Annotated in this window: 22 protein-coding genes; 15 read left to right on the top strand and 7 right to left on the bottom strand. The window is 69.4% G+C overall.

What is annotated here, in order from left to right; all coding sequences use genetic code 11:
- Nucleotides 1–43: 43 nt before the first annotated feature.
- From G7043_RS38060 to G7043_RS48855, 5 genes are read right to left on the bottom strand one after another with little or no spacing between them, the layout of a single operon-like run.
- Entirely contained in the window at nt 44–1,189 is a 1,146-nt protein-coding gene (locus G7043_RS38060; RefSeq protein ID WP_313888274.1) for an enolase C-terminal domain-like protein, read from the bottom strand.
- A complete protein-coding gene (locus G7043_RS38055) occupies nt 1,186–2,457 on the bottom strand; it encodes an ABC transporter substrate-binding protein (protein ID WP_166053521.1) in 1,272 nt (423 codons plus the stop codon). The genes G7043_RS38060 and G7043_RS38055 overlap by 4 nt, the downstream gene beginning before the upstream one ends.
- Before the next feature lie 7 nt (nt 2,458–2,464).
- Complete coding sequence (locus tag G7043_RS38050) at nt 2,465–3,346, bottom strand: carbohydrate ABC transporter permease (protein WP_166053520.1); 882 nt, start codon at nt 3,344–3,346, stop codon at nt 2,465–2,467.
- On the bottom strand, nt 3,343–4,218 hold the full coding sequence (locus G7043_RS38045; RefSeq protein WP_313888273.1) for a carbohydrate ABC transporter permease: 876 nt from the start codon (nt 4,216–4,218) through the stop codon (nt 3,343–3,345). The genes G7043_RS38050 and G7043_RS38045 overlap by 4 nt, the downstream gene beginning before the upstream one ends.
- On the bottom strand, nt 4,215–6,398 hold the full coding sequence (locus G7043_RS48855; RefSeq protein ID WP_242643109.1) for a pectinesterase family protein: 2,184 nt from the start codon (nt 6,396–6,398) through the stop codon (nt 4,215–4,217). Before G7043_RS48855 ends, G7043_RS38045 begins: the two co-directional genes overlap by 4 nt.
- A 378-nt stretch (nt 6,399–6,776) precedes the next feature.
- Between G7043_RS48855 and G7043_RS38030 the strand changes: the two genes are divergently transcribed.
- Genes G7043_RS38030 through G7043_RS38005 form a run of 6 tightly spaced genes read left to right on the top strand, consistent with a single transcriptional unit; the run spans nt 6,777 to nt 12,984 of the window.
- Nucleotides 6,777–7,664 carry a cellulose binding domain-containing protein gene (locus tag G7043_RS38030; RefSeq protein WP_166053519.1) on the top strand — a complete coding sequence of 296 codons (888 nt, stop codon included), beginning with the start codon at nt 6,777–6,779 and terminating at the stop codon, nt 7,662–7,664.
- A 41-nt stretch (nt 7,665–7,705) separates the two neighbouring features.
- Nucleotides 7,706–8,704, top strand: a complete 999-nt coding sequence (locus G7043_RS38025) for a TerC family protein (RefSeq protein WP_166053518.1) — start codon at nt 7,706–7,708, stop codon at nt 8,702–8,704.
- A 60-nt stretch (nt 8,705–8,764) separates the two neighbouring features.
- Nucleotides 8,765–10,192 carry a hypothetical protein gene (locus tag G7043_RS38020; protein WP_166053517.1) on the top strand — a complete coding sequence of 476 codons (1,428 nt, stop codon included), beginning with the start codon at nt 8,765–8,767 and terminating at the stop codon, nt 10,190–10,192.
- Nucleotides 10,189–10,788, top strand: a complete 600-nt coding sequence (locus G7043_RS38015) for a VOC family protein (protein ID WP_166053516.1) — start codon at nt 10,189–10,191, stop codon at nt 10,786–10,788. The genes G7043_RS38020 and G7043_RS38015 overlap by 4 nt, the downstream gene beginning before the upstream one ends.
- Nucleotides 10,789–10,831: 43 nt before the next feature.
- Nucleotides 10,832–11,410 carry a TetR/AcrR family transcriptional regulator gene (locus G7043_RS38010; RefSeq protein ID WP_166053515.1) on the top strand — a complete coding sequence of 193 codons (579 nt, stop codon included), beginning with the start codon at nt 10,832–10,834 and terminating at the stop codon, nt 11,408–11,410.
- Nucleotides 11,407–12,984 carry a CocE/NonD family hydrolase gene (locus tag G7043_RS38005; protein ID WP_166053514.1) on the top strand — a complete coding sequence of 526 codons (1,578 nt, stop codon included), beginning with the start codon at nt 11,407–11,409 and terminating at the stop codon, nt 12,982–12,984. Before G7043_RS38010 ends, G7043_RS38005 begins: the two co-directional genes overlap by 4 nt.
- A 2-nt stretch (nt 12,985–12,986) precedes the next feature.
- Here G7043_RS38005 and G7043_RS38000 read toward each other — a convergent pair whose 3' ends face one another.
- Nucleotides 12,987–14,075, bottom strand: a complete 1,089-nt coding sequence (locus G7043_RS38000) for a serine/threonine-protein kinase (protein ID WP_166053513.1) — start codon at nt 14,073–14,075, stop codon at nt 12,987–12,989.
- A 142-nt stretch (nt 14,076–14,217) separates the two neighbouring features.
- Between G7043_RS38000 and G7043_RS37995 the strand changes: the two genes are divergently transcribed.
- On the top strand, nt 14,218–14,631 hold the full coding sequence (locus G7043_RS37995; protein ID WP_166053512.1) for a hypothetical protein: 414 nt from the start codon (nt 14,218–14,220) through the stop codon (nt 14,629–14,631).
- A gap of 8 nt (nt 14,632–14,639) precedes the next feature.
- On the opposite strand, the gene G7043_RS37990 is transcribed toward G7043_RS37995, so the two are convergent.
- Nucleotides 14,640–15,647, bottom strand: a complete 1,008-nt coding sequence (locus G7043_RS37990; RefSeq protein ID WP_313888272.1) for a LacI family DNA-binding transcriptional regulator — start codon at nt 15,645–15,647, stop codon at nt 14,640–14,642.
- 125 nt (nt 15,648–15,772) lie between these two features.
- Between G7043_RS37990 and G7043_RS37985 the strand changes: the two genes are divergently transcribed.
- From G7043_RS37985 to G7043_RS37950, 8 genes are read left to right on the top strand one after another with little or no spacing between them, the layout of a single operon-like run.
- A complete protein-coding gene (locus G7043_RS37985; RefSeq protein WP_313888271.1) occupies nt 15,773–17,272 on the top strand; it encodes a sugar ABC transporter ATP-binding protein in 1,500 nt (499 codons plus the stop codon).
- A complete protein-coding gene (locus G7043_RS37980) occupies nt 17,269–18,303 on the top strand; it encodes an ABC transporter permease (protein WP_166053510.1) in 1,035 nt (344 codons plus the stop codon). Before G7043_RS37985 ends, G7043_RS37980 begins: the two co-directional genes overlap by 4 nt.
- Nucleotides 18,296–19,255: an ABC transporter permease gene (locus tag G7043_RS37975; protein ID WP_166053509.1), complete on the top strand. Its 960-nt coding sequence runs from the start codon at nt 18,296–18,298 to the stop codon at nt 19,253–19,255. The genes G7043_RS37980 and G7043_RS37975 overlap by 8 nt, the downstream gene beginning before the upstream one ends.
- Nucleotides 19,252–20,316 carry a rhamnose ABC transporter substrate-binding protein gene (gene rhaS / locus G7043_RS37970; protein ID WP_166053508.1) on the top strand — a complete coding sequence of 355 codons (1,065 nt, stop codon included), beginning with the start codon at nt 19,252–19,254 and terminating at the stop codon, nt 20,314–20,316. The genes G7043_RS37975 and rhaS overlap by 4 nt, the downstream gene beginning before the upstream one ends.
- A 1-nt stretch (nt 20,317) precedes the next feature.
- Nucleotides 20,318–20,629, top strand: coding sequence for an L-rhamnose mutarotase (locus G7043_RS37965; RefSeq protein ID WP_166053507.1), 312 nt, complete (start codon nt 20,318–20,320; stop codon nt 20,627–20,629).
- 16 nt (nt 20,630–20,645) lie between these two features.
- The gene (rhaI, locus tag G7043_RS37960; RefSeq protein WP_166053506.1) at nt 20,646–21,800 is read left to right on the top strand and encodes an L-rhamnose isomerase; all 1,155 of its coding nucleotides are present in this window, start codon (nt 20,646–20,648) and stop codon (nt 21,798–21,800) included.
- Nucleotides 21,801–21,802: 2 nt separating this feature from the next.
- Complete coding sequence (locus tag G7043_RS37955) at nt 21,803–23,827, top strand: bifunctional aldolase/short-chain dehydrogenase (protein ID WP_207312244.1); 2,025 nt, start codon at nt 21,803–21,805, stop codon at nt 23,825–23,827.
- Nucleotides 23,824–25,155 (top strand): rhamnulokinase, encoded by a 1,332-nt coding sequence (locus tag G7043_RS37950; RefSeq protein WP_166053504.1) that lies wholly within the window; start codon nt 23,824–23,826, stop codon nt 25,153–25,155. The genes G7043_RS37955 and G7043_RS37950 overlap by 4 nt, the downstream gene beginning before the upstream one ends.
- The last annotated feature ends 2 nt before the right edge of the window (nt 25,156–25,157 follow it).

Raw genomic sequence — 25,157 nt, 5'->3', positions numbered from 1 at the left:
AAGCTGATGAAAAGGCCCCGGGACAGCGGTCCGGGGCCTTTTCTCACCAGGTTTCGACCGTGTGCGAACCCAGGTGGTCGAAATTCCAGTCGTCACCGATTCCTGGCCGGACCGAGAACGCGACGTTCCCGTTCTCGTCGAGCGCGTCGGCGATGGAGTTCCGGTGCGGCGGCACCCGGTCGAAGTCGACGTGCGGGTGCAGCAGACCCCGTTCGTACCACCGGCCCGCGTCGGTCGCGCCGAGCACCGTCAGGCTGGCGGAGCCGTTGCCGTGGATCTCGCAGTCCATGTTGAACGACTCCGCGAGGTGCACGGTCTTGAGCACCGGCGTGATCCCACCGGCTCCGACCGGCCCGGCGCGCAGGACGTCGCACGCGCCGGCGGTGATCCACTCGGCACGGGTCAGGTGCTTGCCCCACGCCACCTCCGGCCCGATCACGGGGATCGCCAGCTGTTCGGCGAGCCACCGGTAGGAGCTGATCGAGGCCTCCTCCATCGGTTCCTCGAACCAGTAGAAGTCCAGTTCCTCCAGCGCTTTGCCGAGTCGAAGCGCTTCGGTCCTGGAATACCAGTGGCTCGCGTCCAGCATCAGTTCCACGTCCGGCCCGACGGCCTCCCGCACCGCCTGGCAGGCCTCGATGTCGCGCGACACGCTCGGCGCGCCCGGTACCGGCGGCATCCAGGTGTGCAGCTTGATCGCCCGATAGCCGATCGACACGAGGTGCTTGGCGAAGTCCGCGTAGTCACCCGGTGTCGCGAGGCCGTCGGTGTCCCCGCACATCGTGCTGCCGTAGGCCGGGATCCGGTCGCGGGCACCGCCGGCGAGCTTCCACGCGGGCAGCCCGGCCTTGCGCGCGACGAGATCCCACAACGCCGTGTCGACGAACCCGAGCGCACGGTCGGTGAACCCGCCACCAGAACCGCGTTGCCGGCGACCGAGCAGGCGCCACAGCCGTTCGCGGTCCCACGGGTCCTGCCCGAGCAGCACCGGCCGCACGTGCTTGTCCAGCACCGCGGGCCGGAGGTGGTCTGCCTGGATCTGGCAGTACCCGGTGGCACCGTCGGTGTCGGTGATCTCCAGCAACGCCTCGGTCACCTCGTGCTCGGGCGCGGGATGCCGGTGGCCCTCGGGGTCCACGGCCGTGCACGCGCTCGTGGTGAACGTGCGCACGGCCACCCGTTCGATCACTTCCGCTTCTCCCATTCCTGCTGGGCGGTCGTGAGCTTGCCCGCGAGCTGGTCGAGGAACTCCTGCGCGGACATCTGGCCGAGCAACACCTTCTGGTAGAGCGGCTCGGTGTCGGTCTTGGTGATCGACGAGTACTCCGGCAGGTAGACCGGCGCGGGCACGAGCACCGTGGCCGGGTCCTCCAGCACGCCGAGCGCCATCTTCACGGCCGCGTTCTTCTGGATCCACTCGGCGCTGCGGACGTCGGTGTTGGCGGGGATCTGGCCGACCTTCTCGTTCCAGTACCCGTTGCTCTCGGCCGAGGTCAGGAACTCGACGAACTTCCAGGCCGCGTCCGGGTTCTTGCTGCCCTTGAACACCGCGAACCCGTCGGTCGGGTTCGGCACGACGGTCCGCTTGCCGGACGGGCCCTTCGGCAACGGCATGGCGCTGACCTTCTGGGCGCCGAGAGCCTTCATGACGTCGGCGGTGGAGCCCAGGTTGTGGTGCATCATCGCCACCGTGCCGCCGGTGAACTGGGCGACCATCTGCGTGTAGCTGTTGTTGACGTCCGCTTCGGGCGTGGACTTCTTGTAGATCCCCGCGATCTTGCTGACCAGCTCGGCGTTGCGCGGGTCCGCGACCGTGCTCTTGCCGCCGTCGTAGAACTTGTCGACGCCCGAGTAGGAGTAGGCCTCGGCGAGCAGCTGGAAGATCGAGCCGGCACCACCGCGGATCGTGAACCCGTACTTGTTGTCAGCGGGTTTGGTCAGCTTCGCGGCCGCGTCGATCAACTGGTCCCAGGTTTCCGGGGCGGCGATCTTCTGCTCGGCGAACAGGTCCGAGCGGTACCAGATGACGTCGAGGTTGCCGGACGCGGGCGCGGCGTAGAGCTTGCCGTCCATCGCGGTCTGCCGCACCGTCTCCAGCAGGCCGGGCAGCAGCTTGCCCTTCAGCGGACCCGACTCCACCCGTTCGTCCAGCGGCTCCAGCGCGTCCTGCCCCACCAGGTGCGCGAGGTAGGAGGTGGTGACGCCGCCGACGTCCGGCGTCGACCCGCCCGCGATGGCCGTGTCGTACTTCTGCTGCACGGACGAGCTCGGGATGCCGACGTACTCGACCTTGATGTTCGGGTTCGCCGCCTCGAACCGCTTGATCAGCTCCTCGTAGATGGGCGTGCGGCCGGGGCCGCCGTTGTTGTCCCAGAACGTGATCGTCGCGGGACCGTCCTGTCCCCCGGCGGAGCAGGCGCTCAGCACGAGTGCCAGCGCGACCAGCAGTCTCCTCATGTCTCCCTCATCCCTTGACCGCGCCGGCGCTGAGTCCCTGCACCAGGAACCGTTGCACCACGGCGAAAACCAGCACGACCGGTACCGCGGCGACGACTCCGCCCGCCGCGAGCGCCCCGAAGTCGGTGTTGAACTCGCCCAGCGCGTAGCTCAACCCGACCGGCAAAGTGAACTTGTCCTGCCTGCTCGCGAACATCAGCGCGAAGAGGAAGTTGTTCCAGGCCCCGATGAACGCGAACGAGCCGACGGCCACGAGCGCGGGCCGCAGCTGGGGCAGCGTCACCGCGAAGAACGCCCGCAGCCGCGAACACCCGTCGACCATCGCGGCCTCTTCGAGCTCCACCGGCACGTTGCGCACGAACCCGCTCATCAGGATCAGCGCCAGCGGCAGCTGGAACGCGGTGTCCGCGATGATCAGGCCCGTGAGGCTGTTCAGCAGCCCGGCGCTCTTGAAGATCACGAACAGCGGGATCAGCATCATCGCGCCGGGGATGAACTGCGTGCACAGCAACGCCAGCAGGAACACCCGCTGGCCGCGGAACTTGAAGCGCGCCAGCGCGTAGCCGCCCATGAGCGCGAACACGGTGACGACGACGAGCGTGCCGACGCCGATGATCAGGCTGTTCTGGAAGAACAACCCGAAGCCGATGCCGTTCCACACCGTGTCGAAGTGCTCGAACGTGATCGGCCACGGCACGAGCGCGGTCTCCCCCGTCGGCCGGAACGCGAAAACCAGCATCCAGTAGAACGGGATCAGCGTGAACAGCAGGTAGAGCACCAACGGCAGGTGCAGGCGGAAGTACCGCGATGGGTCACGGTGCTTCTTGCGCCGCGGTGGCGCCGGTGGTGGCGGCGAGACCGTGGCCGGGCGGGTGAGGGTCTGGGTCATGCCCGGCTCCCGAACTTGGACAGCCTCAGGTAGAGGATCGAGAAGAACAGCAGGATCGCGAAGCCGGCCATCGTCAGCGCCGAGCCGTAACCGAAGTCGTGCGAGTCCACGGCTTTGCGCGCCACGTACAGCGGCAGGGTCGTGGTCTGGTTCGCCGGTCCGCCGCCGGTCAGCGTGTAGATCAGGTCGACGTTGTTGAACTCCCACACCGCACGCAGCAGCGTCGACAGCACGATCGCGTCGCGCAGGTGCGGCAGGGTGACGCTGATGAACCGGCGCCACCGTCCGGCGCCGTCGACCGACGCGGCCTCGTACAGGTCGTTGGGGATGGTCTGCAGGTCGGCCAGCAGCAAGATCGCGAAGAACGGCACGCCGCGCCACAGCTCGGTGACCACGGTGGCCGGGAAGACCGTCGCCGGGTCGCCGAGCACCGACGTGCCCGGATCACCGATGCCCCACTGCGCGAGCTGCTGGAAGATGCCCGTGGACGGGTTGTAGAGCAGGATCCAGATGCCGGTGGTGAGCACACCGGACACCGCCCACGGCGAGAACACGAGCGACCGCGCCATGGCCCGGCCGACGAACGTCTCGTTGACGATCAGTGCGAGGCACAGGCCCAGCACGAGCTGCAGGCCGACCTCGACGACGACCCACTTCGCGCTGAACATGAGGCTCTGCCAGAACAACGGGTCGTCGAACAGCATCCGGCGGAAGTTCTCGAACCCGATGAAGCCGTTCTTCCACGGCTGGGTGACGGTGTGCTGGCGCAGGCTGAACCACCCGACCGAGGCGATCGGGTAGACCAGGAACACCGCCATCAGAACCAGCGTCGGGGCGATGAGCGCGTACGGCGCCCACGTGCGAGTCCTCACGCGGGGTTCCACCCGTCCAGGTAGGCGCTCTTGGTGTACTGCTTCGCCTGCTCCGCGGTCAGCTGCGGCCGGTCCGCGCCGGTGCCCGCGCCCGGTCCGGTGTTGCGGTACTCCGCGAACCTGGCGCCACGCCACGGAAAGCCGGACATGTCGGTCCACGGCGCCGCCTTGATCGCGGCGGGCAGCTTGGTGTTCCTGATGACCACCTGCGCGATCGCCTCCGGGTCACCGCCGGGGTGCCAGGGCCTGCCCAGGAAGTACGTCCCGGCCGGTGCGTCGCTGCGGACCTCCGAGTTCACGATCAGGAACCCGTGCGGGTTGGCGCGCTGGGTGCTGGCGGCGGTCAGGTAGCCGTTCGGGTCGCTGCCGCGGGTGAGCGCGGTGATCGTGGCCCGGTCGAAGACCGCGGTGGCGCGGCCGAACATGAAGTCGACGTCACCGGTGATCGCGCAGTCCCGGTAGTACTGGCGGGAACGCGTCGTCACGTTCGGCGAGTCGGCGTACAGGGTGTCCTGGTGGCCTTCGAAGTGCACGCGGTCGAAGAACATCCGGTCGCCGGTGGCCTTCACCGCGACGGCCTGGGTGTTCGTGATCTCCGGGTGCTGCTTGCGGTCGAACGAGTTGCGGAACGTGAGGTCGCGCGCCTTGAAGTCGTCCGCGGCGATGGTCGCGGTGGCGCTGCCGGACGTGCCGTAGGTGGTGCCGTCGGGTTTCTTGGTGCCGTTGGCGTTGTCGAAGTCGATCACGACGTCCTGCGCGCGTCCGGTGGCACCGCGCAGGGTCAGCCCCTTCTTGCTCGCCGGGATCTTGACGACCTCGCGGTACACGCCCTTCGGCAGCGTGATGACGGCACCGGCGGGGGCGGCGTCGATCGCGGACTGCACGGTCGGGAAGCCGTGGCCCACCACGAGGTGATGCCCTGCCGGTGGCGCGCCCGCTTTCAGGTGCTTGACCCGGTGGGCGGGTTCGAGACCGCGGTTGAGCGTGGGCGTCCAGCCGGCGTCCGTGCCGAGCCGCTTGTCCGGGAACGCGGTGTTGAACGCGTCGACCAGGCTGAGCGGCTTGCCCTCGACGAGGTTGCCGGTGTCGGTGATCGCCGTGCCGCCCCAGTTGTAGACGACCTTCTCCGGCGCGATGCCGCGGATGTAGTTGTTCTGGGCGTAGATCTGCGACTGCACGCCGACGCCCCAGCTGTAGACCTGCGCGCCCTCGTACAGGTTGTTGTAGACGTGCACCTGGCCGAACCGGACCCGCGGCGCCCGTTCCTGGGTGTTGCGGAAGACGTTGTGGTGCACCGAGACCCGCAGCTTGCCGGGGTCGGTCGTCGAGGTGTTGGACCCGCCGATCAGCATGGTCTTGCCGTGGTCGACGAAGACGTTGCGCGACACGGTGACCAGGTCGGAGGCCGCGGTGATGTCGAGCTGGCCGTCGTGCACCTGGTAGGGCCGGTTGAAGTAGAGCGGCTGGGTGCTGTCGACGTTCGGCTGGTCGGTGAACGTGTTGTGGTCGATCCACACGTTCTCGGACTTCTGCAACGACACCGAGTCCCAGAGCGAGTTCCAGTTGCCGGGCGGGGCGCCGGGGCTGTTGTCGGTCGGGTCCCAGGCGGGGAAGCAGTCGCTGGTGTCGCGGAAGGTCAGGTTGCGCACGATCACGTTGCGCGCGCCGTGGATGCGCAGGCTGCCTCCGGTGATCCCGGCACCGGGGGTGGCTCCGATGATCGTCGTGTCCGAGCCGACCTCGAAACCGATCACCGCCAGCTGGTTGCGAGTGGAGGCCGCCCGTGCGTCTTCGAGGGGTCCTTGCGGCTTGCGGTCACGCCCCCAGACGGCGGGGTCGTAGGCGGCGAGGTACGCGGGCAGCGTGTAGCCCTCGGCCGCGTAGTCCGTGCAGCTCAACGGCTTTCCGTCGGGGCCGGTGTTCGCGTTGATCACGCCCTTGACCCGGATGATCCGCGGGGCGGGCGCGGCCAGCGCGGCGACGAACTCGGCGCGGGTGCGCACGGTGTGCACGTGATCGGCCGGGGCGGCGGAGCCACCGGTCGTCCCCGGACCACTCGAGGCCCACCCGTCACCGGCGGGCAGCACCTGCCTCGCGGGGTCGTGGCCGGCGTGCGCGGGCGCGCCCACCAGCCCTGTGCAGGCACACGCCAGCACAAGCGCACGTACGAACAATCGCATGGCGCAATACCCTTCGAATGGTTGTTCATATTCGTGAACACCGTCCACGAGCGTGAACCGGATATTACGAACGCGTGCGCCGGGCGTCAACGAAATGAATTTGTTCGACAATTCGACGTGGAATTCGACACCAATTCGACTCGAACGGATCGAATTGTGCGTCGTATCCGCCATGTGGCGACGAGGTGACGCGTGTATCACGATCCAACCGGCTGTCGAACGGCGTTTCGACGGCCTGGCCTGGCGGTTCGATGCGGTTCGACAGTCTGATCATCGAACAAGACTCATCAGTCTCGTATTGACCGGGCCCGCCATCTGGTCTAGCTTTCCCGGCCATTGCCCAGCTCCACTCGTACCACCGCAGTACCGGGGGAAAGAATGAGACCCAGATCGTCCGTTCTGACGATTGCCTCGACATTCCTGCTCATCGGATGCACCGGTTCGCCCACACCGATCGCGTCCGGTCCGCCGTCTGGCGGTCACCACCTCGTCGCGCCGCCGACGCTGACCAACACGCTGACCGTCCAGGGGGTGGAGGACGGCCGCACCGTCCTGCTCTCCGACGGCACGCGCATCCGGATGGCCGGGCTCGCCGCGCCGGAGGAGTGCTGGGCGGGCGCCGCCACCGCGTTCGCCAAGGCGTTCCTGCTGGACAAGCAGGTCAAGGTCGATCCGGGCGACCCGGCCGTCGTCGACGAGGCACCGCTGTGGCTCGACGACGGCACCGAGTACGCGCTGTTCGCGGTCAGCCAGGGGGTGCTGCGCGGCGACTCGCCGCACGATCCCGCCTTCGTCGACGCCGAGAGCGCCGCCACCAAGGCGGGGCTCGGCCTGTGGGGCGCGCCCTGCAAGGGTCAGGCCAAGCCGCCCACGACGCCGCCACCGGCACCCGTTGTCGTCACGATGCCCTCGCCCGTGCCGACGACCACCACCGTTCCTCTCGTGTTCGGTTGTGCCGTGAACTACCGCGTCACCTACCGTTGGAACGGTGGCTTCAACGCCGACGTCACGATCACCAACACGGGCACGGCGCCGATCTCCGGGTGGACGCTGCGCTGGAAGTTCACCCGAGACCAGGTGATGACCGACATCTGGAACGCGACGGGCCGGCAGAGTGGCCAGGAGGTGACCGCCACCAACGTCTCCTACACGGCGAACATCGCCCCCGGAGCCACGCAGGTGGTCGGCTTCACCGCCGCCCACCGGATGGACAACCCGGCACCGACCGGGTTCTCCCTGAACGATCATCCATGCCCGGTCCGGTAACGTCCTTTTAAGACGGACAGGAATTCCCGGAGGAGGGCTCCGTGCTGGAGATCAGCGGACTGACGTGGGCGGTCACGATCGGATTGATCGTGGCGCTGCTGGCGGTCGACCTCGTGCTCGCCGCCTGGCGACCGCACCGGATCGGCTTCCGGGAAGCCAGTCTGTGGTCGGTGTTCTACATCCTCGTCGCCATCGGGTTCGGCGTGTGGTTCGCCAGCGCGCACGGCGGCCAGTTCGGCACGGAGTACTTCGCCGGGTACATCGTCGAGAAGAGCCTCTCGGTCGACAACCTGTTCGTGTTCGTGATCATCATGACCACGTTCCTGGTGCCCGAGGAGCACCAGCACAAGGTGCTGACCTTCGGCATCGTGCTCGCGCTGATCATGCGCGCGATCTTCATCGCCGTCGGCGCGACGCTGCTGTCGTTGTTCTCGTTCATGTTCCTGCTGTTCGGCCTGCTGCTGATCTACACCGCCGTGCAGTTGTTCCGGCACCGCAACGAGGACCCCGACGTCGAGAACAACATCGTGGTCACGACCGCGCGCAAGCTCCTGCCGGTCACGGACGACTACGTCGGCGGCAAGATCTTCACGCGGATCGACGGCAAGCGGATGGCCACTCCCCTGTTCGTCGTGCTGGTCGCCATCGGCGGCGTCGACCTGCTGTTCGCGCTCGACTCGATCCCCGCGGTGTTCGGCGTGACCGAGGAGCCCTACATCGTGTTCACCGCGAACGCGTTCGCGCTGCTCGGCCTGCGCGCGTTGTTCTTCCTCGTCAAGGGCCTGCTCGACCGGCTGGTCTACCTGTCGGCCGGCCTCGCGGTCATCCTGGCGTTCATCGGCGTCAAGCTGATCCTGCACTGGGCGCACGTCGACATCTCCGCGAGCGTGCCCGAGGTGCCGACGCCGCTCAGCCTGGGCGTGATCATCGGCATCCTGGTGATCGTCACCGTCGCCAGCCTCATCAAGACCCGCAACGACCCGACGGCGAAGGCGCACCCCGGTTCGCTGCGCGGTCACAAGGAGGACGAAAAGTCCTGATCCACGTCGGCGGTTGTGGGACGCTGCCCGCACGCGAACCGCTGATCTCGGAGGTGCACCTTGGGTGCCGGCACGTACGGAGACGCCGCTTACCGCTTCCTCGTTCCCGACGCGCCGCAGCACCAGCGCACCGACCGGGACCGGTTCCCGGCGATCGACTCCACCCGCGCCGCCACGCTGAACGTGTTCCGGGCCAGGCCCGGCGTGCAGCGCCCCAGCCTGATCTCCTCGTGGTCGGGAACGATCGACAGCTTGCTGCTCTCGTTCCCGTCCTACGGGGTGCGCACGCCGGAGCTGACGGCGGGTTATCGCTCGGTGATCGACGCCATGCGCGCCGGGACACGGTTCGTGGTGGTGCACCACGAGAGTGATCGGCAGACCGTCGAGGGGTGGTTCGGCGGTCATCCGGCCGGGAACGTGTCGTACGTGCCGATGCCCGACTACGTCGACTTCACCGACTGGGCCGAGGACGGCTATCTGGCGCTGGTGGACGCCGCCGACGGCACGGAGAGCCCGACGTACCTGATGGAACCGTGGTCGTTCCCCCGGTCGGGCGACTCGCTGATCGCGGACACCGTCGAGGAACACACCTCGGTGCGGGCGAGCCAGGCCCCGCTGGTGTTCCAGGGCGGGAACTGCCTCATCGGCGACGACTTCTGGCTGCTCGGCACGGACTACTTCCTCGACACCCTGGAGCTCATCCGCAGCGGTGAGCTGCCGGTCAGCGTGCCGGAGGGCCGGACGGAGACCGAGTTCGTGCGGGAGCTGTTCGGCAGGTACGTCGACAGCGCGCGTGACCTCCAGCTCGTCGGCACGAGAAGGCCGTTGGGCCTCAAGAGGTACTACGCGACCGTGGAGGGCGGCGAGTACCTGCTCGACCTGCCCGGTGGCGGCACCGGCGACCTCCAGCCGATCTTCCACATCGACATGTTCGTGACGCTGGCCGGTCCGGGCGACGACGGCCGGTTCCGCGTGCTCGTGGGCAGCCCGCGGCTCGCCGACGAGGCGCTGGGGACCAAGTCGCCGTTCGCCCTGCAGACCGCGTACGACGAGATCGCGGCCGAGTTCGACCGGCGCGGGTTCGCCGTCGAACGCAACCCGCTCGTGCACCGGCCCCAGATCACCCAGCAGCTCACGCTGGCGGCGCTGCGCGACTTCGCCGGCACCCCGGACGGCGCCGAGCTGCGCGAGGTGGTCGCCGAGTTCACGACGGCGGGCGCGCAACCCGAGTCCGCCATCCAGGTCCGGTCGTGGCACCACATCACCTGGAACAACTGCCTGGTGGAGAACAGCTCCAGCGGCCGCACCGTCTACCTGCCCACGTTCGGCCACGGTCCGGAAGCCGATCTCGCGGTGATCGACGACTCGATGGAACAGCTGTGGACGGACCTCGGGTTCTCGGTGGTCCGCCTCGCCGACTTCAACGCCTTCGCCAGCCGTCTCGGTGTCGTCCACTGCATCAAGAAGTACCTGGGACGCGGCGCGTGATCGATCACCTGGTCTACGCCGCGCCGGAGCTGGACGCGGCGGTGGACGCGTTCGAGGAACGGTTCGGCGTGCGGGCCGCGGGCGGTGGTCAGCACGTCGGTCTCGGCACGCACAACAGGTTGCTGGCGCTCGGGCCCCGGACCTACCTGGAGATCATCGCCCCGGATCCCGGCCAGCCGGAACCGGCCGCGCCCCGTCCGTTCGGAGTGGACGGTGTGACGGAGCCGCGCCTGGTCGGCTGGGCGATCGCGCACGACGACATCGAGCAGGCACGGGCCGCGGCCGTCGCGCAGGGCTTCGATCCCGGTGAGGTGCTCGACGGACAGCGGCGGACCGCCTCGGGCGAGGTGGTGCGGTGGCGGCTGACCAGCAACGCCCTGGTCGGGGGCGTCGTGCCGTTCCTGATCAGCTGGGGTGACACACCGTCTCCGGCGCTGTCCGCGCCGGCCGGTCTCGTCCTGGAGTCGTTGCACGTCGAGCACCCTGATCCCGCACTGATCACCTCGCGCCTGCGCGCACTCGGCACCGACGTCGAAGTGCGGCTCGCCCCGGAGCCCGCCCTCGTGGCCTCCATCTCCGGCCGCGACCTCAGATAAGTAACACTTGACTACTTAGTAACACTTGTGCACGATCCGCGGTATGGATCTGCACGAGGGTGAGGTTCCGCGTGATCCACGGGTGCGCCGCACCCGTGCCGCCGTCTTGCGGGCAGCGTTCGACCTGGTCTCCGAACGCGGCACGACGGCGGTCACGATCTCCGAGATCGCCGAGGCCGCGGACGTCAGCCGCCGAGTCGTCTACCAGCACTTCGGCGACCTCGACACGGTGCTGCTGGAGGCGGGGCTCGACCTCGCGCGCCGTGAGTTGCTGGAGTGCCCGGCCGAACCTCAGGAGCCGGCGGACGCGCGGGCGGGGGCTCTCGCCGTGACCCGGCACTTCGCCGAGCACCGGGTGTTCTACCGCGCCCTGCTGACCGGTTCCTGCGCGTACGCCCTGGACCGCGGGCTGATCAGCCTGCTCATGCCGGCCAACCGGCAGGCCATCGAGCACCTGTACGGCGAGCGGCTCTCCCGTCAGGCCATCGACGACCTCGCCGCCTTCATCACCGGCGGCGCGGGGTCGTTCGTCACGGCCTGGGTGGTCGAGGGCGCACCCGATCCCGAGGCGTTCACCGACCGCCTGATGGCCCTGATGTCCCTGTTGATGGAGGCCCGATGATCAGCCACCTGATCGAGCGCATGATGAAGCTGCCCCCGCCGGTGACCCGCAACGTCGTGGTGCAGAAGGGTCTGCGGGTGCCGATGCCGGACGGCGTCGAGCTGCTGGCGGACCGGTGGATGCCGCGGTCCGGTGGCGACGGGCTGCCGACCGCGTTGATCCGCAGTCCGTACGGCCGGGGGATGTTCGGCCAGATGTTCGCCAGGCCGCTGGCCGAGCGCGGGTACCAGGTGGTGATGCAGAGCGTGCGCGGCGGGTTCGGGTCCGGTGGCACGTTCGACCCGATGCGCCAGGAACGCGCGGACGGCCTCGCGACCCTCGACTGGCTGGTGTCGCAGCCGTGGAGCGACGCGATCGTGCTGTACGGGCTGAGCTATCTGGGGCACGTGCAGTGGGCGGTCGCCGACCAACTGCCGCCGCAGGTCAAGGCGATGATCCCGATCGTCACCGAGTCCGCGCTGACGCTCGAGTTCCTGCGTTCCGACGGCATGTCGCTGGAGACGCCGTTCGGCTGGGGTGTGCTGGTCGGCACCCAGGAACAGCCGCTCGCGATGCTGCGCAAGCCGTTCCAGGACAAGAAGACCGCTCGGGCGTTGCACACGCTGCCGTTGGTGGAGGCGGACGTCGCCGCGTTCGGTCAGCGGTCCGACTACATCCAGGACATCCTCGCCCACGACGCCGGTTCCGCGCGCTGGGAAGGGTTCGACCACAGCGATCGGGTCGCCGACGTCACCGTGCCGGTCAGCTCGATCGGCGGCTGGTACGACATCTTCCTGCCCGGCCAGCTCCGCGACTTCAAGGTGCTGCAGGACAAAGGACGGTCTGCGCGGCTGACCGTCGGCCCGTGGACCCACACGAACTTCGACGGCACCCCCGTCGAGGAGGCCATCAGTTTCGGGCTCGCCCACGCCAACGGCGTCGAGCCCCCGCACCGCGCGCCGGTCCGGCTGTACGTGATGGGTCAGGAGGCCTGGCGCGACTTCCCGTCGTGGCCGCCGCCGGACTACTCCCCTCGGCGTTTCCACCTCAGCGCCTCGGGAACGCTGACGCCCGATGCGCCCGAGTCCTCAGTGGACACCTACCGCTACGACCCGGCCGATCCGACGCCGGCGGTGGGCGGGGTGCGCCTGTCCGGGACGGCGGGCCGTGTCGACAACGCCGCGCTCGAGGCCAGGGCCGACGTGCTCACCTACAGCACGCCCGTGCTCGACCAGGACGTCGAGGTGGTCGGTGAGGTCAGCGCGGAGATCTGGTTCTCCTCCAGCCTGCCGCACGCGGACGTGTTCGTCCGGCTCTGCGATGTCGACCCCGAAGGCCGGTCGTGGAACGTCTGCGACGGGCTGGTGAGCCTGACCGGCGCGGACGAACCGCAGTGCGCAGCCGTGACGTTGTGGCCGACGGCCTACCGCTTCAAGCGCGGGCATCGCATCCGCGTGCAGGTCTCCAGCGGCGCCTTCCCGCGCTACGCCCGCAACCCCGGCACCGGCGAATCACGCGCCACCGCGACGAAGCTGCTCGCCGCCGACCAGACCGTCCACTACGGACAGTCCGCCATCATCCTGCCCGTGCACTGAGCTCAGGTTCCGTTCTTCCCCTTGCCCTTGCCGGACTTCCCCTTGTTCTTCTTCTCGACCTGAACAGGGGGTTGTCCGGCAACCGGGGGCTGGGTCTGCACGACCGGCGCCGGGGTCCACTCGGCGGTGCGCTGCTGGGTCGACGTGGGCACAGCGGGCGCCGTGGTGGCCGGGGGCGCGGACTCCGCCGGGGTGACGTGGTCGCGGTGCGCCACGAGCCCGGTGCCGACCGCGGCGAGCAGCACTGCTGCCGAGGCGACCAGTCCGTAGGACCGGCGTGGACGCGGTGCGACGAGAGTCGGCGGGTCCGCCGCGAGCAACGCCCTGGCGCACTCGCTCGCGGTCGGACGGCGCGCGACGGACAGCGAGGTCATCAGGATCAGCAGCCGCTTGAGGTCGGACGGCAGACCGTCCGGCACCTCGGGCGCCCGGTGCAGGCGGGCGACCGCCGCCTCGATCTCCGCACCCTCGTACTCGCGGTGTCCGGTCAGGCACTCCAGCAACACGAGCCCGAGCGCGTACACGTCCACCGCCGGGGTGATCTCCGCGCCACGCACCTGTTCCGGCGCCAGGTAGGCGGCCGTGCCGACGACCTGGTCCGCCCGCGTCAGGCGGGCGCTGTCCGTCAGCCGGGCAAGGCCGAAGTCGGCCAGCCGGGGCACGTCGTCCTCGCCCAGCAGGATGTTGGACGGCTTGACGTCGCGGTGGACGAACCCGTGCGCGTGGACGTGGGCCAGCGCGTCGGCCAGTGCCGCGCCCAGCCGGCGCACGTCCTCGACGCCCATCGGCCCGTCAGCGAGACGTCCGCGCAGCGTGCGGCCCTCGACCAGCTCCAGCACCATGTACGGGGTCTCGCCGTCCGGGTCCGCGTCGTACACCGCCACCAGCCCCGGATGCGACAACCCCGCGAGCGTGCGGATCTCGTTGTCGAACCGCTGCGCGTCCGCCGGGTCGTGGCCGGGCTGGAACAGCTTGATCGCGACATCCCGCGCGAGCAGGGTGTCCCGGCCCCGGCGGACCTCGGCCATGCCACCTGAGCCCAGCAGTTCACCCACCCGGTACCGGTTGGCGAGGAGACGTGTGTCCGGCATGGTCCGGGGTGCCCGCCGGACGGGTGATCCAACCGTCGGTCGCCAGAATTCGTCCCATCATTTGGCCCCTCGCCCGGTTGATCACCTCGTGGCTAATGTCGGCGTGCGGCCGCAACCGCCAACAACAACGAGGTGGAGAATCATGCGTGCTATTTCTGCGTTCGTGCTGACCGCTGCCGCGATAGTGGCCACCGCATTACCCGCGGCGGCGACCCCGCCGGTCGAGGCCGCGGTGGCCATTCAGCCGCAGGGGCGGCTGGAGGCGCGTGGCGCCGCGGTGACCGTGCCGATGCGGGTGATGTGCCAAAACGGCGCGACCGGGTCGCTGTGGGTGCAGGTCACCCAGAACGTCCGCGGTGAGCTCGCGATCGGCGACAAATACACGTCGAGCGTTCCGTGCACCGGCGAATTCCACAAGCTCGACGTGACCGTCGTGTCCCGCACGAAAGCATTCCGGCAGGGCGTCGCATTCACGTCCGCCACGTTGAACGTCTATCTTCCGCCGGACAGTTCGAACATGGTCGAAGAAGACCGGGAAATGATGCTCGTTCGTTAGCGGCGCGGCTATCGCTGCGTCCGGGTGGACGCGCGGACCACGAGCTCCGGCTGGAACTTCACGTGCCGGTGCTCGTGGTCCGGGTCGTTCTCCGACAGCAGCAGCTGGGCGGCCGTGCGCCCCAGCTGCTCGCGCGGCTGGCGCACCGAGGTCAGCGGCACGGCGGCGGCCGCCGCGTACTCGATGTCGTCGTAGCCCACCACGGCGAGGTCGTCCGGCACCTTCAAGCCCTGCTGCGTCATCGACTGCAGCAGGCCGAGCGCGAGCAGGTCGTTGGCGCAGAACGCCGCCGTGGGGCGGCGTGACGCGGGCAGGCCCACCAGCCGCTCCCCCGCGCCCCGGCCTTCCGCCACCTGCAGGCCCTTCGTCTCCAGAAACGTGAGCGCGTCGTCCGGCAGACCCGCGTTCGCCAGCGCGCGCAGCGCTCCCTCGCGGCGGTCGCGCACCTGCTGTATCGACAACGGGCCGCCGATCATCGCGATGCGGGTGTGGCCGCTCTCGATCAGATGGGTCATCGCGAGCTCGCCGCCGAGCACGTCGTCCACGGCCACCGAGCAGCGCGTGCCGTCCAGCGCCTCGCGGTCGACCAGCACCACCGGGGTGCCGCGTTCGGCGATCTGCGCGCACTCGTCGTCGACCGGGGTGATCAGGATGCCCTCGACGCGCTGCTCGTGCAGCAGTTCCAGGTACTCGCGCTCGCGGCCGTCGTCGGAGGCGCTGTTGCACAGGAACAGCGCGAAGCCCGCCTCCCGTGCCGCGTCCTCGACGCCGCGTGCCACGTCGGTGAAGAACGGGTTCGCCGCGTCGAGCACGACGTAGGCGAGCACTCGACTGCGTCCCGCCCTGAGCTGACGGGCGGACTCGTTGCGCACGAAGCCGAGTTCCTCGATCGCGGCCAGCACCCGCTGACGCGTCGCGGGGGCGACGACGTCCGGGCGGTTCAGCACGTTCGAGACGGTCGCGTTCGACACGCCGGCGTGCTGCGCGACGTCGCGGATGCCCACTGACGGCCTCACAGGCGGCTCCTTTGTTGAAACGTGACAACGAATCGTACCCCGGACATCTTGACATGTGGCCGCAACGCACCCAGAGTGCACGTAACTCAGCCGTTAAAACGTTTCAACATCGAGGAGACGGAACTGTGGACCGACCTCCCGTGGTGGCCCTGGACGAGGTGAGCAAGTCCTTCGGCGCCGTCCGGGCGTTGTCCGGGGTGTCCCTGCGGTTGCTGCCCGGCGAGGCCCACGCGCTGCTCGGCGAGAACGGCGCGGGCAAGTCGACGCTGATCAAGACCCTGGCCGGGGTGCACCGTCCGGACGCGGGGCAGGTGCTGGTCGACGGGTCGGCGCAGCGCTTCACCAGCCCCGCGGACGCGTTGGCCGCGGGCATCGCGATCATCTACCAGGAGCCGACGCTGTTCGGCGACCTGTCGGTGGCGGAGAACGTGTTCATGGGCCGCCAGCCGCTCGGGCTCGGCCGGCGCATCGACGTCGCCACGATGCACGCCCGCACCTCCGAGCTGTTCTCCCGCCTGGGTGTCCGGCTCGACCCGGCCCGTCCGGCGCGCGGACTGTCCATTGCGGACCAGCAGCTCGTGGAGATCGCCAAGGCGCTGTCGTTCGACGCCCGCGTGATCGTCATGGACGAGCCGACCGCGGCGTTGTCCGCGCACGAGGTGCAGCGGCTCTTCGGTGTGGTGCAGGCGTTGCGCGAACAGGACGCCGCCGTGCTGTTCGTCTCGCACCGCCTCGACGAGGTCTTCGAGCTGTGCCAGCGGGCCACGGTGCTGCGCGACGGCGAGTTCGTCTGGTCCGGAGAGCTGTCCACCGAAACGCCGGACTCCTTGGTGCGCCGGATGGTCGGCCGCGAGCTGTCGCAGCTGTTCCCCAAGCAGGACACGACCGCGGGCGAGGTGCTGCTCTCCGTGCAGCGGCTGACCCGCGAAGGCGTGTTCACCGACGTGTCGTTCGACGTCCACGCGGGCGAGATCGTGGCGCTGTCCGGACTCGTCGGCGCCGGCCGCAGCGAGGTCGCGCGGGCGGTGTTCGGCATCGACCGGCCCGACGGCGGTGCCGTGGTCGTGCGCGGCCGGAAGCTGAAGTACGGCTCCCCCACCGCCGCGATGGCCGCGGGCATCGGGTTCGTGCCCGAGGACCGCCGCCAGCAGGGGCTGGTGATGGACGCGTCGATCGAACGCAACACCGCGCTCGCCTCGCTGGGCCGGTTGTCGACGTTCGGGTTGCTGCGGCGGCGCAGTGAACGTGCGCTCGCCCAGGACTGGGCGGTCAAGCTGCGGCTCAAGTTCGCGAAGCTGAGCGACCCCGTCGGCGTGTTGTCCGGCGGCAACCAGCAGAAGGTCGTGCTGGCCAAGTGGCTGGCGCGGGGGCCCTCCGTGCTGATCGTCGACGAACCGACGCGCGGGATCGACGTCGGCACGAAAGCCGAGGTGCACCGGTTGTTGTCGGAACTCGCCGGCCAGGGCGTGGCGGTGCTGATGATCTCGTCGGAACTGCCGGAGGTGCTCGGCATGGCCGACCGCGTGCTCGTGATGCACGAGGGCCGGTTGGTCGAGGAGCTGTCGCGGGCCGACGCGACCGAGGAACGGGTCGCGCTCGCGGCCGCCGGGCAGGTGACCCGATGACCGCGACAGCCGTCGCCCCCGCCCGCCGCACCGCGGCCCGACGCCTCAGCAACAAGGTCGGCCGCGTCCGCGAGCTCGGCATCGTCGTGGCCCTCGCCCTGGTGGTTATCCCGACCGCGATCGTGAACCCGAGGTTCATCCAGCCGCAGAGTCTGCGCGACCTCCTCCTCAACGCCTCGATCGTCGCCCTGCTGGCCGTCGGTCAGACCCTCGTCGTGGTGACGAGAAACGTCGACCTGTCCGTGGGTTCGGTCCTCGGCCTGTCCGCGTTCCTCACCGCACAGCAGTTCGCCGACCACCCCGGCACCCCGCTCATCGCCGGCATCGGCTTCGGCGTCGTGGTCGGGCTGGCGTGCGGCCTGCTCAACGGCCTGCTGGTGGCGCTCGGCAACGTGCCCAGCCTCGTGGTCACCCTCGGCACCCTGTACGTGTTCCGCGGCATCGACTACGCGCTGGCCCAGGGCAAGCAGGTCAACGCCGCGAACCTCCCGGACGCGCTGCTGAACCTGGGCAGCAGCCGCGTTCTCGGCATCCCGATCCTCGTGCTGATCACGATCGCGGTCATCGCGGTGGCGGCGGTCTACCTGCGCTCCTACCGCTCCGGCCGCGAGCTGTACGCGATCGGCTCCAACCCGGAAGCCGCGACCCTCGCGGGCATCCCGGTCGCCAAGCGCACGCTCACCACGTTCGTCCTTTCCGGACTGGTCGCCGGCCTCGCCGGTGCGCTGTGGGTGGCGCGCTACGGCACGGTCGACGCGGCGGCGGGCACCGGCCTCGAACTGCAGGTCGTCGCCGCGGTGGTCGTCGGCGGTGTGGCGATCTTCGGTGGTTCCGGCACCGTGGCCGGTGCCGCACTCGGCGCGTTGTTGCTGGGCACGATCACCAGTTGCCTGGTGGTGCTGCAGATCCCCGCGTTCTGGCAGCAGGCGATCTCCGGCGCGTTGCTGCTCAGCGCCATCACCGTCGACCGGCTCCTGGCGCTGCGGCTCGCGAAGGCCCTGCGCAAGACCGAAGGGACCAGCCATGCGTAACCTCCTGCGGTGGGAGACCGCGCTGGTGTTCCTGCTGATCGTCGTGGCCCTGACCGGCCAGGTCAGCACGGACGGCTCGTTCCTGTCCGGCGGCAACCTCTTCTACCTCGGCCTCGACATCGGCGAGATCGCGTTGATCGCGCTCCCGCTCACGCTGGTGATCGTCGCGGGCGAGATCGACCTGAGCGTCGCCTCGGTGCTCGGCCTGTCCAGCGCGTTGATCGGCTGGCTGTGGAACGCGGGCTGGTCGCTCGAGATGATCCTGCCGACCGTCATCGTGGTGGGCGCGCTCTGCGGAGCGTTCAACGGACTGCTCGTGACCAGGCTCGGCCTGCCCAGCCTCGCGGTCACCATCGGCACGCTCGCGCTCTACCGCGGTCTCGCGCTGGTGGTGCTGGGCGACACGGCGGTCGCGGACTTCCCGGCGAGCTACACGTCGTTCGGGACGACCCCGGTGCCCGGCACCAACATCCCGTACCCGATCGTGCTGGCCGCGATCCTCGCCGTCCTGTTCGGCGTCGCGCTGCACGCGAGCTCGTTCGGCCGCTCGGTGTTCGCGATCGGTGCCAACGAAGAGGGTGCGCGGTTCTCCGGCATCAGGGTCAAGCGGATCAAGCTGTCCCTCTTCGTGCTCGCCGGCGCGGTGGCCGCGATCGCGGGCATCGTCTACACGTTCCGCTTCTCCAGCGCCCGCGCGGACAACGGCGTCGGGCTCGAACTGGCCGTCGTCGCCGCCGTCCTGCTCGGCGGTGTGTCCATCTTCGGCGGCAAGGGATCGCTCTTCGGCGTGCTCGCGGGCGTGCTGTTGCTGGGCGGTCTGCGCAACCTGCTGATCCTGCAAGACACCTCCACCGAGGTGCTCACCATCGTCACCGGCCTCCTGCTGCTGGTGAGCGTTCTCGCTCCCTCGATCACCCGACGCGTTGGAACACTACGAAAGGCCGCCTCATGAACACACGTCTAGTGCTCGCCCTGGTGGTGTCCGGGGCCGTCGCGCTCACCGGTTGTGGTGGTGGCACCACGAAGGACAGCGCGGGCCAGCAGACCGGCGGCGCGACCAACGCCGCCAAGGCGGACCCGAACGCGCCGCTGAAGGAAGGCCTCAAGATCACCTTCCTGCCCAAGCAGGTCAACAACCCGTACTTCACGGTGGCGCAGAAGGGTGCCGAGCAGGCCGGCACGGCGATCAAGGCCGAGGTCAAGGCGACCGGGCCGTCCGACGCCGCCGCCTCGTCGCAGGTCACCTACATCAACACCGCCGCGCAGCAGAAGCAGGACGCGCTGGTGATCGCCGCCAACGATGCCAACGCCGTCGCGCCCGCGCTGAAGTCGGCTCGTGGTCAGGGTCTGAAGGTCGTCTCGTTCGACTCCGACGCCGCGCCGGACGCCCGCGACGTCTTCATCAACCAGGCCAACCCGAACGAGATCGCCACCGGCCAGGTGAAGCTGATCTCCGAGGCGATCGGTGGCAGCGGTGAGATCGCGATCCTGTCCGCGACCCCCAACGCCACCAACCAGAACGCGTGGATCGAGGTCATGAAGACCGAGCTCGCGAAGCCGGAGTACGCGGGCCTCAAGCTCGTCGAGACCGCGTACGGCAACGACGACGACCAGACGTCGTTCCAGAAGACCCAGGGTCTGCTGCAGGCGCACCCGAACCTCAAGGGCATCATCTCGCCGACCACCGTCGGCATCGCGGCGGCCGCCCGCTACCTCAGCTCGTCGGAGTACAAGGGCAAGGTCCAGCTGACCGGTCTGGGCACGCCGAACCAGATGCGCAAGTTCGTCCAGGACGGCACCGTGAAGTCGTTCGCGCTGTGGGACCCGAGCAAGCTCGGCTACCTCGCCACCTACACCGCCGCCGCGCTCGCGTCCGGGCAGATCACCGGTGCGGAGGGCGAGAAGTACAAGGCCGGTGACCTCGGTGACTACACGATCGGTGCCAAGGGCGAGGTCGTCCTCGGCCCGCCGACTGTGTTCACCAAGGACAACATCGACAAGTTCGACTTCTGACATGCGCGTCTGCTTCACCTTGCGGGTCCGCCCGGATCGTCTCGACGAGTACCGGGCGCGACACCGCGAGGTGTGGCCGGAGATGCGGGCTGCCCTCAACGAGGCGGGTTGGCGCAACTACTCACTCTTCCTCGCTGAGGACGGCCTGCTCATCGGTTACCTGGAATGCGACGACTTCGACGCGGCGCTCGCGGAGATGGCACGCACCGAGGTGAACGCGCGCTGGCAGGCCGAGATGGCCGAGTTCTTCGTCGGTGACGGCAACGCCGACGAGCGGATGCGGCCCCTCGACGAGGTCTTCCACCTCGATTGAGTTTTGGGGAGAACACATGAGCGTGAAGGACGCGTTGCGCGAGCAGCGGATCGAGACGCCGTCGTGGGCGTACGGCAACTCGGGCACCAGGTTCAAGGTGTTCGCGCAGCAGGGAGTTCCGCGCACGCCGTACGAGAAGATCGACGACGCGGCGGTGGTGCACCGGCTCACCGGCGTCGCGCCGACGGTCGCGTTGCACATCCCGTGGGACAAGGTCGACGACTACGGCAAGCTGGCCTCGTACGCGCGTGACCGCGGGGTCGCGCTCGGCGCCATCAACTCGAACGTGTTCCAGGACGACGACTACAAGCTCGGCAGCGTGTGCCACCCGGACGCCGCCGTGCGGCGCAAGGCGATCGGTCACCTGCTCGAGTGCGTCGACATCATGGACCAGACGGGGTCGCGGGACCTGAAGCTCTGGTTCGCCGACGGACTCAACTACCCGGGGCAGGACAACATCCGCGCCCGTCAGGACCGGCTCGCCGAAGCCTTGCGGGAGACTTGCGAACGGCTCGGCGCCGACCAGCGGATGTTGCTGGAGTACAAGTTCTTCGAGCCGGCGTTCTACACGACCGACGTGCCGGACTGGGGCACCGCGTACGCGCACTGCCTGCAGCTCGGCGAGAAGGCCCAGGTCGTGATCGACACCGGGCACCACGCACCGGGCACGAACATCGAGTTCATCGTGTCGTTCCTGTTGCGGGCGAACAAGCTCGGCGCGTTCGACTTCAACTCGCGCTTCTACGCCGACGACGACCTGATGGTGGGCGCGGCGGACCCGTTCCAGCTGTTCCGGATCATGCACGAGATCGTGCTCGCCGACGCGCTGACGCCGGCGGCGGGGATCGCGTTCATGCTCGACCAGTGCCACAACCTGGAGCCGAAGATCCCGGCGATCATCCGCTCGGTGCTCAACGTCCAGGAGGCCACCGCGAAGGCGCTGCTGGTCGACCACGAGGCACTCGCCCAGGCGCAGCAGGAAGGTGACGTGCTCGGTGCGAACGCCGTGTTGATGGACGCCTACAACACCGACGTCCGCCCGTTGCTGCGGGAGCTCCGCGAGGAGATGGGACTCGATCCCGACCCGATGGCCGCGTACCGCCGGTCCGGGTACGCCGAGCAGATCGTCCGTGAACGAGTCGGTGGCGACGCCGCCGGATGGGGTGCCTGAGCATGAGCCACGTCGAAGCGCTGCTGGGACGGAGCAACCGGCTCGGCGCCGATCCGCGCAACACCAACTACGCGGGCGGCAACACCTCCGCCAAGGGCGAGGAGCTCGACCCCGTCACCGGGCAGCCGGTGGAACTGATGTGGGTCAAGGGATCCGGCGGTGACCTGGGCACGCTCACCGAGGCCGGGCTCGCGGTGCTGCGGCTGGACCGGTTGCGCGCGCTCACGTCGGTCTACCCCGGGGTCGAGCGGGAAGACGAGATGGTCGCCGCGTTCGACTTCTGCCTGCACGGCAAGGGAGGCGCGGCACCGTCCATCGACACGGCCATGCACGGTCTCGTCGACGCGGCGCACGTCGACCACCTGCACCCGGACGCGGGCATCGCGTTCGCCACCGCCGCGGACGGCGAGGCACTGGTGAAGGCCTGCTTCGGCGACCGCGTGGCGTGGGTGCCGTGGCGGCGGCCCGGATTCCAGCTGGGACTGGACATCGCCGCCATCAAGAGGGACAACCCGCAGGCCATCGGCGTGATCCTGGGCGGGCACGGCATCACCGCGTGGGGTGCGACGAGCGAGGAGTGCGAGGCCAACTCCCTCGACATCATCAACACCGCGCAGCGCTACCTCGACGAGCACGGCCGCGCCGAGCCGTTCGGCCCGGTGGTGCACGAGCCGCTGTCCCCGGAGGAACGCCGGCAGAAGGCCGCCGCACTCGCGCCGGTGATCCGAGGGCTCGCCTCCACGGACTCCCCGCAGGTCGGCCACTTCACCGACAGCGACGTCGTGCTGGACTTCCTGTCCCGCGAACGGCATCCCGAACTGGCCGCGCTCGGCACGTCGTGCCCCGACCACTTCCTGCGCACCAAGGTCCGGCCGCTGGTGGTCGACCTGCCGCCCACCGCGCCGGTCGAGGACGTCGTGGCCCGGCTGGAACACCTGCACGACGCCTACCGCGAGGACTACAAGGGCTACTACGAGCGGCACGCCGAGCCCGACAGCCCGGCGATGCGCGGCGCGGACCCGGCCATCGTGCTGGTGCCGGGCGTCGGCATGTTCAGTTTCGGCAAGAACAAGCAGACCGCGCGCGTGGCCGGCGAGTTCTACGTCAACGCCATCAACGTGATGCGCGGCGCCGAGTCGGTCTCCCGGTACGCGCCCATCGAGGAGCGCGAGAAGTTCCGCATCGAGTACTGGGCGCTCGAAGAGGCCAAGCTGCAGCGGATGCCGAAGCCCAAGGCGCTCGCCACCCGCGTCGCCCTGGTCACCGGTGGTGGCTCGGGCATCGGCAAGGCGATCGCGCGGCGGCTGGCCGCCGAGGGTGCCTGCGTGGTCGTCGCCGACCGCGACGCCGACGCCGCACGTGACGTCGCGGAAGGCATCGGCTCCGCGGACGTCGCGGTGCCGGTGACCGTCGACGTCACCGACGCGGCGGGCATCGCCCGCGCGTTCGGCGAGGCCGCGCTCGCGTTCGGCGGGGTGGACCTGGTGGTCAACAACGCCGGTCTGTCGATCTCCAAGCCGCTCGCCGACACCACCGAGGCGGACTGGGACCTGCAGCACGACGTGATGGCCAAGGGCTCGTTCCTGGTGTCGCAGCAGGCGGCGAAGGTCATGCGCGCGCAGGGGATGGGCGGCGACATCGTCTACATCTCCAGCAAGAACTCGGTCTTCGCGGGCCCCAACAACGTGGCGTACGGGTCGGCCAAGGCCGACCAGGCCCACCAGGTCCGGTTGCTGGCCGCCGAACTCGGTGAGGACGGCATCCGCGTCAACGGCATCAACCCGGACGGCGTGGTCCGCGGCTCCGGCATCTTCGCCGGCGGCTGGGGTGCCCAGCGCGCGGCCGTGTACGGCGTGCCGGAGGAGAAGCTCGGCGAGTTCTACGCCCAGCGCACCCTGCTCAAGCGCGAGGTGCTGCCCGAGCACGTGGCCGCGGCGGTGTTCGTGCTGACGGCGGGCGACCTGTCCCTGACGACAGGCCTGCACGTGCCCGTGGACGCCGGTGTCGCCGCGGCGTTCCTGCGATGACGGCAACGGTCGCCGCCGTCGACCTCGGCGCGTCCAGCGGCCGCGTGCTGCTGGGCCGCGTCGGTGACGGCAAGCTGCACACCGAGGAGGTGCACCGGTTCCCCAACGGACCGGTGCGCCTGCTCGGCACGCTGCACTGGGACGTCCTGGCGCTGTACCGCGAGGTCCTCACCGGACTGCGGCTCGCCGCCGAACTGGACCCGACCGGTCTCGACAGCATCGGCATCGACAGCTGGGCGGTCGACTACGGCCTGCTCGACGCGCGCGGTGCGTTGCTGGGCAACCCGGTGCACTACCGCGACTCCCGCACCGAAGGCAGCACGCCCGCGGAGGGGTTGTACGAGCTCAACGGGCTGCAGTTCCAGCCGTTCAACACGATGTTCCAGCTGATGGCCGAACCGTTGCTGGCGCACGCTGCGCAGCTCCTGCTCATTCCGGACCTGCTGTCCTACTGGCTGACCGGCGAACGTGGTGCCGAGTACACCAACGCCACCACGACCGGCCTGATCGACGTCCGAAGTGGACAGTGGTCGGCCGAGCTGACCCGCGGCCTGCCGCCTGGCCTGCTGCCGGACCTGCGGCACCCCGGTGATCGCGCGGGCACGTACGAGGGCGTCCCGGTCACCGCGGTCGGCTCGCACGACACCGCGTCCGCGGTCGTCGCCGTGCCGGCCTCGAACGACCGGTTCGCCTACATCTCGTGCGGCACCTGGTCGTTGGTGGGCGTGGAGCTGGAGGCGCCGGTCCTCAGCCCGGAGAGCAAGGCCGCCAACTTCACCAACGAGGGCGGCGTGGACGGCACGATCCGCTACCTCCGCAACGTGATGGGCCTGTGGCTGCTGCAGGAGTCGCTGCGGACCTGGGACACCGGCCTGGAGGCGTTGCTGCGTGAGGCCGAGCACGCGAAGGGCTCGGTGTTCGACCCCAACGACCCGGTGTTCCTCCCGCCTGGTGACATGCCGGCGCGGATCCAGCAGTGGTGCCGGGAGCACGGTGAACGGGTGCCGGAGACCAGGCCCGAGATCGTCCGATCCATTCTGGACAGTCTAGCGCTGGCACACCGCGACGCCGTCGCGGACGCGCAGCGGTTGTCCGGCAAGGACGTCGAGGTCGTGCACGTCGTCGGCGGTGGCTCGCACAACGAGCTGCTGTGCCAGCTCACCGCGGACGCGTGCGGACTGCCGGTGGTGGCCGGGCCCGCCGAGGCGACCGCGCTGGGCAACGTCCTGGTGCAGGCGCGTGCCGTGGGCGCGGTCCACGGCCCGCTCGCCGACCTCAGGACGGTGGTGCGGGAGTCCCAGCCGCTGCGGCGGTATCTCCCCCGCTGACA

The sequence above is a fragment of the Lentzea alba genome (assembly GCF_011067745.1).
Classification (GTDB): domain Bacteria; phylum Actinomycetota; class Actinomycetes; order Mycobacteriales; family Pseudonocardiaceae; genus Lentzea; species Lentzea alba.
Note: the sequence above shows the minus strand (reverse complement) of the source record. Positions and strands in the feature narration are given on the sequence as shown.

Excerpts from the sequence above, each read along its gene's own strand:
- G7043_RS38055 (WP_166053521.1), bottom strand. The coding sequence starts at position 2,457 with ATGAGGAGACTGCTGGTCGCGCTGGCACTCGTGCTGAGCGCCTGCTCC.
- G7043_RS38050 (WP_166053520.1), bottom strand. The coding sequence starts at position 3,346 with ATGACCCAGACCCTCACCCGCCCGGCCACGGTCTCGCCGCCACCACCG.
- G7043_RS48855 (WP_242643109.1), bottom strand. The coding sequence starts at position 6,398 with ATGCGATTGTTCGTACGTGCGCTTGTGCTGGCGTGTGCCTGCACAGGG.
- G7043_RS38030 (WP_166053519.1), top strand. The coding sequence starts at position 6,777 with ATGAGACCCAGATCGTCCGTTCTGACGATTGCCTCGACATTCCTGCTC.
- G7043_RS38010 (WP_166053515.1), top strand. The coding sequence starts at position 10,832 with ATGGATCTGCACGAGGGTGAGGTTCCGCGTGATCCACGGGTGCGCCGC.
- G7043_RS38005 (WP_166053514.1), top strand. The coding sequence starts at position 11,407 with ATGATCAGCCACCTGATCGAGCGCATGATGAAGCTGCCCCCGCCGGTG.
- G7043_RS38000 (WP_166053513.1), bottom strand. The coding sequence starts at position 14,075 with ATGCCGGACACACGTCTCCTCGCCAACCGGTACCGGGTGGGTGAACTG.
- G7043_RS37995 (WP_166053512.1), top strand. The coding sequence starts at position 14,218 with ATGCGTGCTATTTCTGCGTTCGTGCTGACCGCTGCCGCGATAGTGGCC.
- G7043_RS37980 (WP_166053510.1), top strand. The coding sequence starts at position 17,269 with ATGACCGCGACAGCCGTCGCCCCCGCCCGCCGCACCGCGGCCCGACGC.
- G7043_RS37975 (WP_166053509.1), top strand. The coding sequence starts at position 18,296 with ATGCGTAACCTCCTGCGGTGGGAGACCGCGCTGGTGTTCCTGCTGATC.
- rhaS (WP_166053508.1), top strand. The coding sequence starts at position 19,252 with ATGAACACACGTCTAGTGCTCGCCCTGGTGGTGTCCGGGGCCGTCGCG.
- G7043_RS37965 (WP_166053507.1), top strand. The coding sequence starts at position 20,318 with ATGCGCGTCTGCTTCACCTTGCGGGTCCGCCCGGATCGTCTCGACGAG.
- rhaI (WP_166053506.1), top strand. The coding sequence starts at position 20,646 with ATGAGCGTGAAGGACGCGTTGCGCGAGCAGCGGATCGAGACGCCGTCG.
- G7043_RS37955 (WP_207312244.1), top strand. The coding sequence starts at position 21,803 with ATGAGCCACGTCGAAGCGCTGCTGGGACGGAGCAACCGGCTCGGCGCC.
- G7043_RS37950 (WP_166053504.1), top strand. The coding sequence starts at position 23,824 with ATGACGGCAACGGTCGCCGCCGTCGACCTCGGCGCGTCCAGCGGCCGC.